The sequence below is a fragment of the Corynebacterium pilosum DSM 20521 = CIP 103422 genome (genome assembly GCF_000373805.1).
Classification (GTDB): domain Bacteria; phylum Actinomycetota; class Actinomycetes; order Mycobacteriales; family Mycobacteriaceae; genus Corynebacterium; species Corynebacterium pilosum.
Genome location: NZ_KB892459.1, coordinates 1 through 14,206, shown reverse-complemented (window position 1 = coordinate 14,206; position 14,206 = coordinate 1). Strand labels below are relative to the sequence as shown.

Genomic DNA, 14,206 nt, shown 5'->3' with positions numbered 1-14,206 from the left:
TCGGCAGCGTCGGCGACGCTTACGACAATGCCCTGATGGAATCGATCAACGGGCTGTACAAGACCGAGTGCATCGGCTCCCGGATCTTCACCCCGGAGCGCTTGGAGTCGATCGTGGACGTGGAGCTGGCGACCATGTCGTGGGTGCAGTGGTACAACACCCGTCGACTGCACTCCACCCTCGGGATGGTCCCACCCGCGGAGCACGAGGAGACCTACTGGGCCGGGCACGCTACAATCACCGAGTCACCTGAGAGGGTGGCTCAGCCAATCTAACGGTGGCAACAAAACCGTGACGGTTCATTTTGCTCGCTTCGGCCTCGAAACGCCCCAGTTCCAACAGTTCAGGTCCAACAGTTTGCGGGGGCGGGGGAAGGGTTAGTTTGTCGCGGTGATTGGGTCGCCATGATGACCTGCCCGTCCCAGGCTGTGGTTCTCGGGAGCCACGTTGAAACGTGCATGGCGGGAGCCGCCTTCGGGGTTGGCGCCCGAACACGCTCAGGGAGCTCATCGAGAGAACAGAGCGCTTGCGCGTGATGAACATGTGTTTCAGTGTGGCGCGGCGGCCAGTTTGGACCTGTGGACAACTTAAGAGATATTTGTACTATCTTAGCTGTGTTTTCACGCTAAATCGCCGAAAATAGGCGCATGACTACCCAAAAACAGCGGTTGTCAAACCGGCTGGTAGGGAAGTTATCCACCGATTTGTGGGAATCTTCCACAGGGGGTGAACGCGTCGCGACCTGCAGAAATGCCTAATTGGCGCGGGCCAGTAGGGAAGTTATCCACAAGTTATCCACAGGCCGGGTGGAAATGGGGAGGCGTGCTGACCGCTATCGATGGGAGTTATCCACAGGAGCCTGTGGAGAAGTAGATAAATGGGCGCCGCCGGGGATGTGGATGAAACGGGGGCAGGCTCCCTAGCTAAGCGGCTCGTCGGTAAGATGCGTATTCAGTACAACGGCCAGGATTGAAGGGGACGAGATGGCTTCAGGGGAAGGCGCAACAAGCTTCGACGACGACGGTTTTGTGCCGCCACCAGATCCGCAGGAAGATCGGGGAAGTAGCCGCAGCTATCGTCGTAAAGCAAACTTCAATCGCCAAGATGACGGGATGCACGAATACCGTCAGCCGCCGCACGACCGGCAGGCGGAGATGGGCGTGCTGGGCTCGATGCTGCTCAGTCCCAATACCGTGCTCGATGTGATCGAGGAGCTGACGGCGGAGGACTTCTACTTTCCCGCGCATCAGCTGATTTACCGGGCGATTATGGATCTGTACTCGCTTGGCAGTGAGATCGACCCGGTGATTGTGGCTGGTCGCTTGGATCGGCTGAATGAGCTGGAGCGGGTCGGCGGCGCCCCGTATCTGCACACCCTGATTTCGGAGGTACCGACGGCCGCGAACGCGCGCTACTATGCGGAGATTGTTGCGGAGAAGTCCGTGCTGCGCCAGCTGGTGAATGCCGGCACGCGTGTGGTGCAGATGGGCTACGACGGCACCGAGGGCATGGAAGTTGAGGCCGTCGTCGACCGCGCCCAGCAGGAAGTCTTCGCGGTGGCGCAGCGGCAGACTACAGAGGATTACCAGGCCCTGTCCGAACTGCTGAAGCCCACCGTCGACGAGCTGGCCAAGATTGAGCGCGGCGGCGGCCTCGAGCAGGGCGTGCCTACCGGTTTTCTGGATCTGGACCGCCTGACCAACGGCCTGCACGCGGGCCAGATGATCATTATTGCGGCGCGTCCGGGTGTGGGTAAGTCCACTCTGGCGCTGGACTTCATGCGCTCGTGCTCGATTCATAATGGCAAGACCTCGGCGATCTTTTCGTTGGAAATGTCTGCCACGGAGATCGTGATGCGCCTGCTCAGCGCAGAGACGGAGATCAAGCTGTCCAGCATGCGCGCCGGCACCATGGAGGAAAAAGACTGGGTCACGCTGACCAACCGCCTTGAAGAGATCCAGGAGGCGCCGATCTTTATCGACGACTCCCCGAACCTCACCATGATGGAGATCCGCTCCAAGGCGCGCCGCCTGAAGCAGCAGCACGGACTAGACCTTGTCGTCTTGGACTACCTGCAGCTGATGAGCTCCGGCAAGAAGGTGGAGTCCCGCCAGCAAGAGGTGTCGGAGTTCTCGCGCCAGATGAAGCTGTTGGCCAAGGAGCTCGAGGTCCCCGTGATCGCCATTTCGCAGCTCAACCGTGGACCAGAAGCCCGCACTGATAAGAAGCCCCAGCTGGCCGACCTGCGTGAGTCCGGCTCCCTGGAGCAGGACGCCGATATGGTCTTCCTGCTCTACCGCCCGGACTCGCAGGATCGTGACGATGAGCGCGCCGGTGAGGCAGACATCATCGTCGCGAAGCACCGCGGCGGCCCGATCGATACGATTCCGGTGGCGCACCAGCTGCACTACTCTCGTTTCGTCAATATGGCGCACGGGTAGTAGCGCACGACGACGCCGCAGCGCCGACGGGGGTAGTGTCGCAAGTCACATTCATCCCCCCTTGTGTGGCGGAGGCACGTATGTATGCCCTAAAAAGCCCAGGTCAGAGCTACCTATATGTCTCACCATTGAGTTAGGTTTGCCTTACCAACGGTGACAGGGGGTAAAAATCACCCTAAAGTGAGGGCATAACGAAAGGAGCTAGTCGTGACCATCAGAACTGTAGATAATGCATCCCCGGCCTGCGCGACCACCATGGCACGTCTTGATGACTCCATTACGGTTGCTCGCACTGACGCATCCACCATGTTGCTCAACATGCCACGCTCGATCGACGAGTTGAACGAGGCAACGCAGGACCAGGGATTCTTCGCAAAACTCAAGAACATCTTCGCATAACATTTTCGCGCTTAACGACGAGCACCCAGCCACTCTCACAGTGGCCGGGTGCTCGTTTTGGTTGATGCCCTGGTGCTAGTCCAAAATCTTTCCCCGCTGTTCAGGCAGAGTAAACGCCGCCACCGCAGCGATCGCGAAAGCCGAAGCGAACACAGCGAACACGGCCGACTGGCCGCCGAAGTCCAGCAGGGGCGGCACGATCAGGGGCGCAAGAATCGAACCGATACGCCCGAACGCTGCGGCGGCGCCTGTGCCGGTGGCGCGGATCGCCGTGGGGTAGAGCTCTGGGCCAATCGCATAGAGCGCACCCCAGGCTCCCAGGTTGAAAAATGACAGCAGGCAGCCGGCCGCAATGATCTGCCACTCAGAACTCGCCAGCCCGTAGAGGCCGGCGCTCACCGCGGAACCGACCAGAAACACAGACAAGGTCACGCGCCGGCCCCACACCTCGATGAGCCAACCGGCCAACGCATAGCCGGGCAGCTGCGCCAGCGTAATAATCAGCGTGAAGGCGAAGGACCGCACCAAGGTGAACCCCTGGTCCACAAGCAGCGATGGGATCCACGTGAACGCGCCGTAATAGGACAGGGACACCCCGAACCACACGATCCAGAAAGCAGCAGTGCGCTTCCACATGTCAGCACCCCAGATGCCACCACGGAGGTGCTCCTCGGCGGGCGCAGCGTCGAGCGGATCATAGTCCGCAGGGTCCACACCCTCTTCGAAGGAGCGCACAACCGCTTCGGCCTCGTCGTAACGCCCCTTCTCCTCGAGGAAGCGGACGGACTCCGGCATTCTCATGCGCACGAACAGCGCGTAGACGGCGGGCACCGCACCCAGCGCCAAGCCCCAGCGCCACCCGTTTTCACCTTCGGCGACGACGAAGGTGCCGATCACCGCGGCTAGGATCCAGCCGACCGCCCAGAAGGCTTCGAGCCACACCACCATGCGGCCACGTACCTTGCGTGGAGCGAACTCGCTGACCAGCGTGGAGGCAACCGGAAGTTCCGCGCCCAGCCCCAGTCCGGTGAAGAAGCGGAAGATAAGCAGCACGGCCACGGACCCGGCCAGCGCGGAGGCTCCAGTGGCCAGGCCATAGACCAAGAGGGTGAGGGCGAAGACTTGGCGGCGACCAATCTTGTCGGCAAGGAGCCCGCCCAGACTCGCCCCGATGGCCATCCCAATGAAGCCGACCGAGGCAATCCAACTGGTCGTCGTCTTGTCCAGGTCCCAGTGCACCGCGAGCGCCGCGATGACGAAAGAGACCAGCCCCACGTCCATCGCATCGAGCGCCCATCCGATGCCGGAACCTACTAGCAGTTTCTTGTGTTTGCCGGTGACGGGAAGGCGGTCGAGGCGCTCTGTCCGGGTCAGGCCCGGTGTATTCGTGGTGTTCACGCCTCACACTATAGGACCGACCAGGCGAAAAAGACCCGCCAAAACGAAAACTAGGCCGATCCTCCGAGCTCGCTGTATCGTTATGGCTAATACAGAAGGGAGCGGGCATGCTTATCGACGAGCACTCGGCCACGCCGCTCTACCAACAGGTGCATGATCAGATTTTGTTGGCGATCGCCCAAGGCCGCCTCCGCCACGGCGATCGTCTGGATTCTGTGCGACAGCTCGCGGAAACACACGGCCTCAACCCAGCCACGGTGCAGAAAGCCTATGATCTCCTGCGCGCCGACGGTGTACTGCACACAGATGGCCGCCGCGGCAGCACCATTCACCTGCCACAGCAGGCAACGCGGCAGTCGATCGTCGATACGCGCAACCAGCTCGCGGAGGTGCTGACGTTGGCCGTAACGCGCGGGGTGAGCGCGGGGCGTGTGCGTTCGCTTGTCGACGGCATCCTGACAGAGCTGAAAGCCCCGCCTGTGTAGGACGGGGCTGGAAAGCGTTGTCGGTTCTAGTAGGAGGACTTGAAGCCGCGTAGGCGCAGCGAGTTGCTCACCACGAACACGGAACTAAAAGCCATTGCGATGCCCGCGAGCATCGGATTGAGCCAGCCGAGTGCCGCGACCGGGATGAGAATCACGTTGTAGGCAAAGGCCCAGAACAGGTTGCCCTTGATCGTGCTCAGCGTCTTGCGGGACAGTCGGATCGCGTCGCCGGCGCTGCGCAGATCGTTATTCATCAAGGTGATGTCCGAAGCTTCGATGGCGACATCGGTGCCGGCACCCATCGCCAGGCCGAGCTCAGCGGTGGCCAGGGCAGCAGCGTCATTGACGCCGTCGCCGACCATCGCCACGTGCTTGCCCTCGTCCTGGAGGCGCTGGACCACGGTGACCTTGTCTTCAGGCATGACCTCGGAGATCACGTTCTCCTCTGCCACGCCCACCTCGCGGGCCACGGCCTCTGCCGCGCCCTGGTTGTCGCCGGTGAGCAGGTAGGGGGTGAGTCCCAGTTCCTTGAAGTGCGCAACGGCCGCAGCCGAGGTCGGCTTGACCGTGTCGCGCACGGTGATGATGCCCAGGGTGTCGTCGTTACGCGTGACGACGACCGGCGTGCCGCCTGCCTGCTGTGCTTCATCGAAGGCCTGCTGCAGGCCAGCAAGTGATCCTGCGGGGCGGCCGACGACCACGCGGTCCTCGCCGATGGTGGCGGAGACACCCACGCCAGCTTCGTTCTGGAAGTTGGTTGCCTCTGGTAGTGCAGCTGATGCACCTGCCGACGCGGCGCGAACAATGGCCTGGGCGATCGGGTGCTCAGAGCCGGACTCCACTGCCGCAGCAAGGGCGAGGACCTCATCGGCCTCGAATCCTGCGGCGGGGGAGACGTGGGCAACGTTCATCTCACCAGAGGTGACGGTGCCGGTCTTATCCATCACGATCGTGTTGGCCTCGCGGGTGGATTCCAGGATCTCCGGGCCCTTGATCAGCAGGCCGAGCTGTGCGCCGCGGCCGGTGCCGACCAAGATCGCCGTCGGCGTCGCCAGGCCCAAAGCACAAGGGCAGGCAATAATCAGCACGGCGACCGCCGCGGTAAACGCGTGGGCAGTTCCGTGGCCGACAAGCAGGTGGCCGATCAGGGTCACGATGGAAATCACAATGACCGTGGGCACGAAGATCGCCGAGATCCGGTCAACCAGACGCTCCACAGGGGCCTTGCCGGCCTGCGCGTCCGACACCAGCTTGGCCATCTGGCTCAGCGTGGTCTCCGAACCGACGCGCGTGGCCTCCACGATCAGGCGGCCCGAAGTATTCAGCGTGGCGCCGGTAACGTTGTCGCCCGCAGTGACTTCGACTGGGACGGATTCGCCAGTCAGCATCGACTCATCGACCGCAGAGTTGCCATCGACGACGCGACCGTCCGTGGCCACCTTCTCACCAGGGCGAACGATGAACTTATCGCCCACCTGGAGCTGGGAAATCGGGATGCGTACTTCCGCGCCGTCGCGAATCACCGCGGCGTCCTTGGCACCCATGTTGAGCAGGTTGCGCAGGGCTTCCGACGATTGTCCCTTCGCCTTGGTCTCAAACCAGCGGCCGAGCAGCAGGAAGGTGATCACCACTGCCGTGGTCTCCAGATAGATTTCATCCATGCTGGTATCCGAAGGCAGCAAGTTCATCTCCATGGTCATGCCGGTCTCGCCGGCGTTGCCGAAGAAGAGAGCGTAGATACTCCACCAGTACGCCGCCGAGGTACCCAAAGTGATCAGAGTATCCATGGTGGTTGCGCCATGCTTCAGGTTGGTCCAGGTGGCGCGGTGGAATGGCTCGCCGCCAATCACGTACACGAGGGTGGTCATCACTAGGACGGCCCACTGCCAGTAGGTGAACTGCAGCGCCGGGATCATGGAGATCAACATCACCGGAACGGTGAGGATCGCCGAGAAGATCAGCTTCGACTTGAGGCGGTCGGCCTCGTCGTTACGCGCATCGTCGATACGCTCCTGTGCGCTACCACCCGCGGACGCAGAATCCTCAGCAGAATCCTGGGTGCCGTCGGAAAGTGTAAAAGCGTCGTAGCCGGCGCCCCTGACCACGTCGATCAACCGAGACTGGTCGACCTTCTCAGGGTCATATTTGATGGAGGCGGTCTCCGTGGAATAGTTCACGGACGCGTCCACGCCATCGACCTTGTTCAGCTTCCGCTGCACGCGGTTCGAACAGGACGTGCAGGTCATGCCCGTCACGCCCAGATCAATCTGGGTCAGGTTGGTCGGAAGATCAACTGGGGCGTCGGTAATGTCAGGGGAGGGGCTATTTGACAACGTATCCGGCCTCCTCCACGGCGGCGGCAACCTGCTCGTCGGTGAAGTTGTCGCCGGTGACGCTCACGGCACCGGTGGTGTGGTCAACGGTGACATCGGTGACGCCGGCGATCTCGCCGACCTCTTCCTTCACGCTGGCCTCGCAGTGGCCGCATGTCATTCCGTCGACGGTGTAGTTCTTGGTTGCCATGATGATGTCCTTTCTTTGGGGTTACTGACCCTGACCTTATACCCCTAGGGGGTACCTGTCAACGGTAGCTAGGACTCAATCCGCACCTCCGGGCGGGCCACCGGCGCGGGATTCTTGCGCGGCTTCAACCGCGAGTGCGGGAAGGTCGGCGCAGGAAGGCGTGATAAACCGTCGGCATCGTGGGAAATGTAGCCGCGGGTCTCGCCGAAGCGCTCGCCGTGGTCCTCCCACTCCTGGCGATACTGGGCCACTTCCTCATGGGTGCGCCCGATGAAGTTCCACCACATGACCACGTCCTCAGTAAAGGGCTCACCGCCGATCAGGAGCACGCGAGCAGCGGTCTCACCCGGGTTGTGGAGTGTGAGCTGCGTTTCCCCGACCCCGGTGTAGGCGAGTTCGTGGCGTTGCACAAGGGTGCCGGCAAGTTCCACGGGGCCTTCGTCGACAAGCACCCCGTGCTCGAAGGTCGAATCGACGCTGATCGGTAGCGTCGCGCCGGGGTCGAGGAGAATCTCGGCGCCAACGAGCGGGGTGTAGGTGGGGATCGGGGAGGTGGAGCCGAACAGGGTGCCCATGAACACGCGCGCGTTGCCGCCGTCTAGCTCGACGGTCTCGGGAGCGTAGTGGTCGAAGCGTCGTTCGCCATGGCGGGCAGAGTCCGGCAGGACGGTCCAGAGCTGAACGCCGTGCAGCGTGGTGGTGGACTGCGTTGATACCTCGGAATGGCAGATTCCGGCGCCGGCAGTCATCAGGTTCATCTCGCCGGGTACGACGACGGCGTGATTATTGCCCGAATCGTGGTGCGTGATTTCGCCCTCGAAGAGCCAGGACACGGTTTGTAACCCCGTATGCGGGTGTGGGGCGACATCCATGCCGCCGGTCGTGGAGACATCGTCGGGGCCGTAGTGGTCGACGAAACAAAAGGCACCGATGAGGCTGCGCTGGCGCTGTGGCAGGGTGCGGTGCACGGTCATGGCGCGAGGCCCTCCGAGGGGGACCTCGCGTGCGGTGATGATTTCTACCTTGACGTTATTGCCGTTGCTGACATTGTTTGTGGACATGTCACCATAGTATGCGAAGCGTCAAGAGCAGGGCAGTTGAACAGGGTTATTCGTCGAGAAGCGAAAAGCCCGCGGTCTCCACGGCGTCCCGGACGTGCTCGTCGGAAATTGCGTGCCCGTCGACGGTGAGGTGGCCGGACTCAACGCTTACTTCCGCGCCCTGAAAGCCGGGAATTTGTGCAAGCTCACTTTCGACTCGCTCCGCATCCTCCCGCGTTTCGATACCTTTTACCTGGTAATTTTTGGTCATTGCGATAACTCCTTGCAAGATCGACGATGCGGGAATACATGGCACCCGTATATCGTTGGGGCCAATAAGGAAAGACTACAAAATTAGGGAGATAAAATGGCAACGATCGATTTGAACGAAGAAAACTTTGAGCAGACCGTGACCAAGGACGGCATTGTGTTCGTCGACCTGTGGGCCGACTGGTGCGGACCGTGCAAGCAGTTCGCGCCGACCTATGAGAAGGCTTCCGAAACTCACACCGACGCGACCTTCGCGAAGGTCGACACTGAGGCAAACCAGCAGCTCGCGGCGGCTCTCCAGGTCCAGGCGATCCCGACCCTGATGGCGTTCCGCGACGGCATCCTCGTCTACCGCGAGGCCGGCGCCCTGCCTCCGAAGGCGTTCGAGGACCTCATCGGCCAGGTCAAGGCTTTGGACATGGATGACGTCCGCCGCCAGGTCGAAGAGCAGAACCAGCAACAGCAGTAAAGTCTGCAGGTTCCGGCACAACCCACCCCTGAACTGGGGGTGGGTTTTCGCACGTCAGGGGACACATTCGCTTGACGACGAAGCCCGACACGAATCCCCCGCCGGGATTTCTGCAGTGGGCGCGAACTCATAGAGGCAGTCAAGGCATGGCGCGAGCAGGCTTAGGCCACCATGGGCAGCAGGGGTGTCAAAACCGTCAAACGGTGGAAAATAGACCCCGGAGGGGACCCCGCCCAGAGCAAACTAAAAAGCTTCAGTCGGCATATAAACGAGGTCGAGGACAGGGCAAAGCGCCAGAGCAGGCGTGCTGGGGGAATTTCTTTTACGTGATTGGATGAGGTGCTCGATACGTCCCTAATTATGTAATACGATAATTTTATGCCTGTTAATATTACTGAGAAGCAGTTGAACGCCTGGGTTGCAGAGGCGGAGGAAGGTTATGATGTCGACGCGTTGAAAAAGCGTGGGCGTGGACGGCCGGGTCGTGGCTCTGAAGCTTCTCAGGTGGTTACTGTTCGTCTCACGCCGGAGGAGTTGGAGTCGCTCGATCAGATTGCAGCAGAAAAGCGTCTATCGCGCTCGGAGCTGATGCGTCAGGCGATCAATGCCCTTACTGCGGCATGAGGGTGGCGTCATCCGCCACTAAGCACGGAATCAGTGAGGAAGATGGTGTCCATGCCGCTTCATTCCCAATTTGGGTGGAGCCCCTCGATGATGATTCTCTGCAATGGCGTGAATTGCGCCTAGGGTTCGACACTCATGCGCGTCTTTTAGAAACCGTCGTGGTTGTCGCTTCGGATGGGGACGAATAGCTGATTCACGTAAAGAAGGCGCGACCGAAGTACGTTGATCTCCTTAAGTAATTGCTTGGTGCGCTGTTGGTTACTTGCAGAGCACCTGTAGTGGGCAATCGCTGTCCGGAAAGCAAACAGCTTTCCGGAACATAGTCATGACGTCACTGGATATGGTGAGACGGTGACTACATCTGTTCCTCAGAGTCTCGACCGCTCTGAACTACGGCACAACCTCGACAAATTTAAGCTGCACTGGCGAGACCGCCTCGACAGCTGGAGGGCGGCCGAGCAAGGCACAGAGGACTACACGAGCGCGAAGGGCTAACCCGCGCTGCGTTGATTCTGCTGCAGACTGATCGCTATATTGCGCGGCACCGGAGTGACTAACGCCATTTAAAAGTAGGAAACCATGACACAAGAATCCTGACTAATGATCATCGCGCTCTTTGTGATGATCTACTCTCTGACGATCACCCTGATGTATCTGCGCCTGTCAAGAAAATTGAGGGATCGGACGTAGTCCATTCCCCCGGCCCCGGAAAGCCCATCATTACCTGGGCTTTCCTATTTACGAATTTAGAAACTGATTTCTAGTGGTCGTGGAAACATCTGCCTAGCCATGCGAGACGGCGAAACCTGCGACAAAAACGTAAACTCGGCGGTATATACCGTCAAATTAATTAGGAGTGTTTAGCGACGATGGCAAAGAACCCGTTCAGCAAGGGCTGGAAGTACCTGATGGCATCCTTCGACCAGAAGATCGACGAGCATGCTGATCCGAAGGTACAGATCCAGCAGGCCGTCGCTGCCGCGAAGAAGCAGCACCAGGAGATTACCCAGCAGGCCGCGAGCGTGATCGGTAACAAGAAGCAGCTTGAGATGCAGCTCAACCGCCTGCAAAAGTCCCAGGCAGATCACCAGCAGAAGGCGCGCACCGCGCTGCAGGCTGCGGACAAGGCCGCTGCTGAGGGCGATGCCGAGAAGGCAGCACAGTTCAACAGCACCGCTGAGGTCTTCGCCTCCCAGCTGGTCAGCGTGGAGCAGGAGCTGGAAAACACGAAGCAGCTCTACGCGGCCGCCGACCAGGCTGCCTCCCAGGCTGAACGCCAGCAGAAGGAGTCTGAGGCTCGCTTGAAGGAGCAGCTGGCTGAGGTCGACAGGCTGATGGCGCAGGCCGATCAGGCTGCCATGCAGGAGAAGACGGCTGAGGCGATGGACACGATTGGCCAGTTTAAGACGGATGATTCCGTGCCCACTTTGGACGGCGTGCGCGACAAGATTGAACGCCGCTATGCCGATGCGCTGGGCCAGCAGGAGCTGATGGGCAACTCCGTCCACGACCGGATGGCTGAGATCTCGTCGACAGGCACCGACATGAAGGCTTCGGCAAAGCTCGATGAGATCCGCGCCTCCATGCAGGGCGCCGGAGAGCTCACGGCGGGGACCGGGCGCAGCCATGAAGACGAGATGGCTGAGGCTGAGGCGTATCTGGCCGAGCATGCTGACGATGCCGATGGCGGGAGCACTGGCGATACTCCGCGCGCTTAAAGCAAAGAAAAACGGCCCTCCCTTGTGTGAAGGGGAGGCCGTTTTCGGTTTTGTAGTTAGTCTTCGTTGCGGCGGATGTTAATCAGCACCCCACGGATACCCGAGTGGAACCCATCGCGCAGATTGACGCGTTGAGATTCGCTAAGCGTGTATTCGTGCAGCGTTTCGCAGGCGAACTGCAGCAGCGGCCGGTCGACCTCTGGGGGCAGGCCGCCGCCCGACAGGGTGTGTGCCTTATCGCGCTGTTCGCCGGATGCAGCGTTCTCATACCACCACGTGGCGTACTGTTGGCCGACGTCAAACGGGGTTTGGAAACCCGCGGACGTCCACACCTCTTCCGGGAGAGGGACGTAGCGCGAGCGCAGCTTGCGACGCGGAGCCATCATGGACGGCTTCGGCGTCGGCTTGTTTCCCGCAGACTTGTCCGCAGGCGATGGTCCCGGCTTGGGCTGCTTCGCCAGTTCGGCCTCCACCTCGGAAGGTTCCTCTTCCTTGGTGGTCACAGGAGGCTCGGTTTCGGGGGCCTGCGGTGCGGGCGCCTTCTCCGTGGTGCTTTCCGCCGATTTCTCTGCGGCCTTCTGCTTGCACTCGTCGGTAGGGGCGTCCTTCTGTTCTGCCTGCTCTGCAGCGGGGGGTTTCTTCGCCTCGGGCTTAGCAGGTGGCACCGAGTTGTCCACTGGAGTCGGGATCTCGGTCATACCCTGGATCTGGCCGATCGGCTCAGCGTCATCGATTGGGCGTTCGCGGATCGTCGGCGGCAGCGGTCCCTCCAGTACCTGGAGCTGCATGGCATCAGCAAAATCCTCACGCGGATCCAGAATCGTGACCGAATCGCAGGCGTGGCGCAATGCAGAAGACATGGAGTCCCAGCCGAAACCGTAGAGGTGCATGCGCACCCCGTTATTAGTGGCCTCTTCTACACCCGGGATCATGTCTGCGTCGCCGGATACCAGGACGAAGTCCGTAAATTGTCCGCGTAGGGCATTCACGACGATGTCGGTGACCAACCGGGTATCCACGCCTTTTTGAGTGCGGCGCTCGCCCCATTCAATAAGCTGCCCAGTGCGTAACTGGACACCATCGCAAGTCCGCAGTGCTCGCTGGTAGCGATGCGGACCTGATTCAGGAATACCGTCGTACCAATATTGGCGGTGTACTGGTTGATGTAGTTGGTGGCTGATCATCTGGTCCAGATTGTTAACCACCTCTGGCAAGTCAATTTCTAGCTGTGAACGGGCTCCTGTCTCCCATGAGTTATAAAAGCTCGCGAGCAGGTAAGACGTGTCCACAAACACAAGTGTGCGTTCAAGCATGGCTCCTAAATTCCGTATCTATTGTTTCTAAATAAATGTTTACGCCTTCCAGTCTGCCTGATAAAGGCCCTTTACGTCGAGAGATGCCAGGCATCGGGGAAGGATATTCACTGTAGTAAACGGATTACCTTGGACAATAGTTCCCCAAGCTTCTAAGGTTAGTTACAGAACTAACTAACCAACTGACAGTGGGGAGTGAGCCGTGGACAACGCCACAGAGCCTCTGTTCCGCCAGATCGCCACCCTGATCGAAGATTCGATTGTTGACGGTAACCTCCGCCCAGGCCAGCAAGCGGCATCTTCCAATGTGCTAGCTGAATTCCATGGCATCAATCCCGCCACCGCGCGCAAAGGTTTGAGTTTGCTCCACGACGAAGGTGTCCTGGAGAAGAGGCGCGGCATTGGAATGTTCGTGACAGAGAATGCGCGGGAGATCATCGTCGAGAAACGGCAAGTGACTTTCGCGGCAAGTTACGTGGCGCCGCTTGTCGACGAGGCCGTGCGCCTTGGCTACACGCGGGACACTTTGCGCGACCTGCTTGAGGGGGTTGCGGAAAGCCGCGGGATGTACCGCTAGTTAAACACCTTATGGCCGCAATTTTGTGTTGTTGGCCTGGGGTTTTGTGTTTTGTTGGGGGTGTGTGTAAGTTTAATCAGGTCAGCGAGACCGACAACGCCCCGCTCGAGTGTGAGTGAGATGGCGGTTAGGAAAACTACCGCAGACAAAATATTTTCTTCGTTTCAACTCTTCAAACATGTTGATTTGACTTCAGTCAGGTTGATGTTTAAGGTTGGACAGGCTGCCTAGCACAGTGTTAACGGTAGGTTAACAGTCTTGTGTGGGTGTGCGAATGTTGTGTGAGAACTCGATAGTGTGCCAATGTACTTTTTTGTTTGTGTGTTGGTGTGTGTGCCTGTGTACTTGCAGTGGCCTTGAGTGGTTGTTGTTGGTGTGTGCCGGTCATGCCATGGCTTCCGTGGTTGTGGTGTGTTTTGTTTTTTCGGTGCAGCATGGGTGTGCATTACTTCAATGTGCATTCAGATTTGTAGATGAATCATAATTTTTTATGGTTGTTTACTTTTTACCGGCCCCTTATTTTTCCCTGTCGGGTGGGGGTTGGTTGTTGTAATTCTTTTTTGGACAACAAGTATTTAGACAGCACTGTGGTGTTGTTTGTGCTGGTTGTTTGTTTTGGTTGGGTTTTGGGCTTTTCACGGCCTGAGGTTTTTTCTTAAAAACTTTTTTTGTGGAGAGTTTGATCCTGGCTCAGGATGAACGCTGGCGGCGTGCTTAACACATGCAAGTCGAACGGAAAGGCCCTGCTTGCAGGGTACTCGAGTGGCGAACGGGTGAGTAACACGTGGGTTATCTGCCCTGTACTTCGGGATAAGCTTGGGAAACTGGGTCTAATACCGGATATTCAACTTTGTGTTGGAAAGCCTTTGGGCGGTATGGGATGAGCTTGCGGCCTATCAGCTTGTTGGTGGGGTAATGGCCTACCAAGGCGTCGACGGGTAGCCGGCCT

14 protein-coding genes are annotated in these 14,206 nt (G+C 59.4%); 8 read left to right on the top strand and 6 right to left on the bottom strand.

Annotated elements, in window-relative coordinates:
* The 3 genes from B097_RS12705 to B097_RS0107385 form a co-directional block, all read left to right on the top strand.
* On the top strand, positions 1 to 275 hold a 275-nt coding region (locus B097_RS12705), incomplete at its 5' end, for an integrase core domain-containing protein (protein ID WP_018581899.1).
* A gap of 708 nt (positions 276 to 983) precedes the next feature.
* Positions 984 to 2,441 (top strand): replicative DNA helicase, encoded by a 1,458-nt coding sequence (gene dnaB, locus B097_RS0107390; RefSeq protein WP_018581897.1) that lies wholly within the window; start codon positions 984 to 986, stop codon positions 2,439 to 2,441.
* Positions 2,442 to 2,648: 207 nt separating this feature from the next.
* Positions 2,649 to 2,840 carry a hypothetical protein gene (locus B097_RS0107385; RefSeq protein ID WP_018581896.1) on the top strand — a complete coding sequence of 64 codons (192 nt, stop codon included), beginning with the start codon at positions 2,649 to 2,651 and terminating at the stop codon, positions 2,838 to 2,840.
* A 75-nt stretch (positions 2,841 to 2,915) separates the two neighbouring features.
* On the opposite strand, the gene B097_RS0107380 is transcribed toward B097_RS0107385, so the two are convergent.
* Positions 2,916 to 4,238, bottom strand: coding sequence for an MFS transporter (locus B097_RS0107380; RefSeq protein WP_018581895.1), 1,323 nt, complete (start codon positions 4,236 to 4,238; stop codon positions 2,916 to 2,918).
* A gap of 107 nt (positions 4,239 to 4,345) precedes the next feature.
* Between B097_RS0107380 and B097_RS0107375 the strand changes: the two genes are divergently transcribed.
* Positions 4,346 to 4,723: a GntR family transcriptional regulator gene (locus tag B097_RS0107375; RefSeq protein WP_018581894.1), complete on the top strand. Its 378-nt coding sequence runs from the start codon at positions 4,346 to 4,348 to the stop codon at positions 4,721 to 4,723.
* A 26-nt stretch (positions 4,724 to 4,749) separates the two neighbouring features.
* On the opposite strand, the gene B097_RS0107370 is transcribed toward B097_RS0107375, so the two are convergent.
* The 4 genes from B097_RS0107370 to B097_RS0107355 all read right to left on the bottom strand — a co-directional run bounded on the left by B097_RS0107370 (position 4,750) and on the right by B097_RS0107355 (position 8,557).
* Positions 4,750 to 7,032: a heavy metal translocating P-type ATPase gene (locus B097_RS0107370; protein ID WP_026254374.1), complete on the bottom strand. Its 2,283-nt coding sequence runs from the start codon at positions 7,030 to 7,032 to the stop codon at positions 4,750 to 4,752.
* Between the two features lie 13 nt (positions 7,033 to 7,045).
* Entirely contained in the window at positions 7,046 to 7,246 is a 201-nt protein-coding gene (locus B097_RS0107365) for a heavy-metal-associated domain-containing protein (protein ID WP_018581892.1), read from the bottom strand.
* 68 nt (positions 7,247 to 7,314) lie between these two features.
* Positions 7,315 to 8,307 carry a pirin family protein gene (locus tag B097_RS12700; protein WP_018581891.1) on the bottom strand — a complete coding sequence of 331 codons (993 nt, stop codon included), beginning with the start codon at positions 8,305 to 8,307 and terminating at the stop codon, positions 7,315 to 7,317.
* 46 nt (positions 8,308 to 8,353) lie between these two features.
* Positions 8,354 to 8,557: a heavy-metal-associated domain-containing protein gene (locus B097_RS0107355; RefSeq protein WP_018581890.1), complete on the bottom strand. Its 204-nt coding sequence runs from the start codon at positions 8,555 to 8,557 to the stop codon at positions 8,354 to 8,356.
* A 96-nt stretch (positions 8,558 to 8,653) separates the two neighbouring features.
* Here B097_RS0107355 and trxA point away from each other — a divergent pair, with 96 nt between their 5' ends.
* The 3 genes from trxA (at position 8,654) to B097_RS0107335 (ending at position 11,367) form a co-directional block, all read left to right on the top strand.
* Positions 8,654 to 9,025 (top strand): thioredoxin, encoded by a 372-nt coding sequence (trxA, locus tag B097_RS0107350; RefSeq protein WP_018581889.1) that lies wholly within the window; start codon positions 8,654 to 8,656, stop codon positions 9,023 to 9,025.
* Positions 9,026 to 9,403: 378 nt separating this feature from the next.
* Positions 9,404 to 9,649, top strand: a complete 246-nt coding sequence (locus tag B097_RS0107345; RefSeq protein ID WP_018581888.1) for a ribbon-helix-helix domain-containing protein — start codon at positions 9,404 to 9,406, stop codon at positions 9,647 to 9,649.
* Between the two features lie 869 nt (positions 9,650 to 10,518).
* Complete coding sequence (locus B097_RS0107335) at positions 10,519 to 11,367, top strand: PspA/IM30 family protein (protein ID WP_018581886.1); 849 nt, start codon at positions 10,519 to 10,521, stop codon at positions 11,365 to 11,367.
* A 56-nt stretch (positions 11,368 to 11,423) separates the two neighbouring features.
* Here B097_RS0107335 and B097_RS0107330 read toward each other — a convergent pair whose 3' ends face one another.
* The gene (locus tag B097_RS0107330; RefSeq protein WP_018581885.1) at positions 11,424 to 12,680 is read right to left on the bottom strand and encodes an NYN domain-containing protein; all 1,257 of its coding nucleotides are present in this window, start codon (positions 12,678 to 12,680) and stop codon (positions 11,424 to 11,426) included.
* Between the two features lie 202 nt (positions 12,681 to 12,882).
* Here B097_RS0107330 and B097_RS0107325 point away from each other — a divergent pair, with 202 nt between their 5' ends.
* Positions 12,883 to 13,257 (top strand): GntR family transcriptional regulator, encoded by a 375-nt coding sequence (locus B097_RS0107325; RefSeq protein ID WP_018581884.1) that lies wholly within the window; start codon positions 12,883 to 12,885, stop codon positions 13,255 to 13,257.
* Positions 13,258 to 14,206 lie beyond the last annotated feature (949 nt).

Coding starts and splice junctions, on each gene's coding strand:
- B097_RS0107345 (WP_018581888.1), top strand. CDS start 9,404: ATGCCTGTTAATATTACTGAGAAGCAGTTGAACGCCTGGGTTGCAGAG.
- B097_RS0107375 (WP_018581894.1), top strand. CDS start 4,346: ATGCTTATCGACGAGCACTCGGCCACGCCGCTCTACCAACAGGTGCAT.
- trxA (WP_018581889.1), top strand. CDS start 8,654: ATGGCAACGATCGATTTGAACGAAGAAAACTTTGAGCAGACCGTGACC.
- B097_RS0107330 (WP_018581885.1), bottom strand. CDS start 12,680: ATGCTTGAACGCACACTTGTGTTTGTGGACACGTCTTACCTGCTCGCG.
- B097_RS0107355 (WP_018581890.1), bottom strand. CDS start 8,557: ATGACCAAAAATTACCAGGTAAAAGGTATCGAAACGCGGGAGGATGCG.
- B097_RS12700 (WP_018581891.1), bottom strand. CDS start 8,307: ATGTCCACAAACAATGTCAGCAACGGCAATAACGTCAAGGTAGAAATC.
- B097_RS0107335 (WP_018581886.1), top strand. CDS start 10,519: ATGGCAAAGAACCCGTTCAGCAAGGGCTGGAAGTACCTGATGGCATCC.
- B097_RS0107365 (WP_018581892.1), bottom strand. CDS start 7,246: ATGGCAACCAAGAACTACACCGTCGACGGAATGACATGCGGCCACTGC.
- dnaB (WP_018581897.1), top strand. CDS start 984: ATGGCTTCAGGGGAAGGCGCAACAAGCTTCGACGACGACGGTTTTGTG.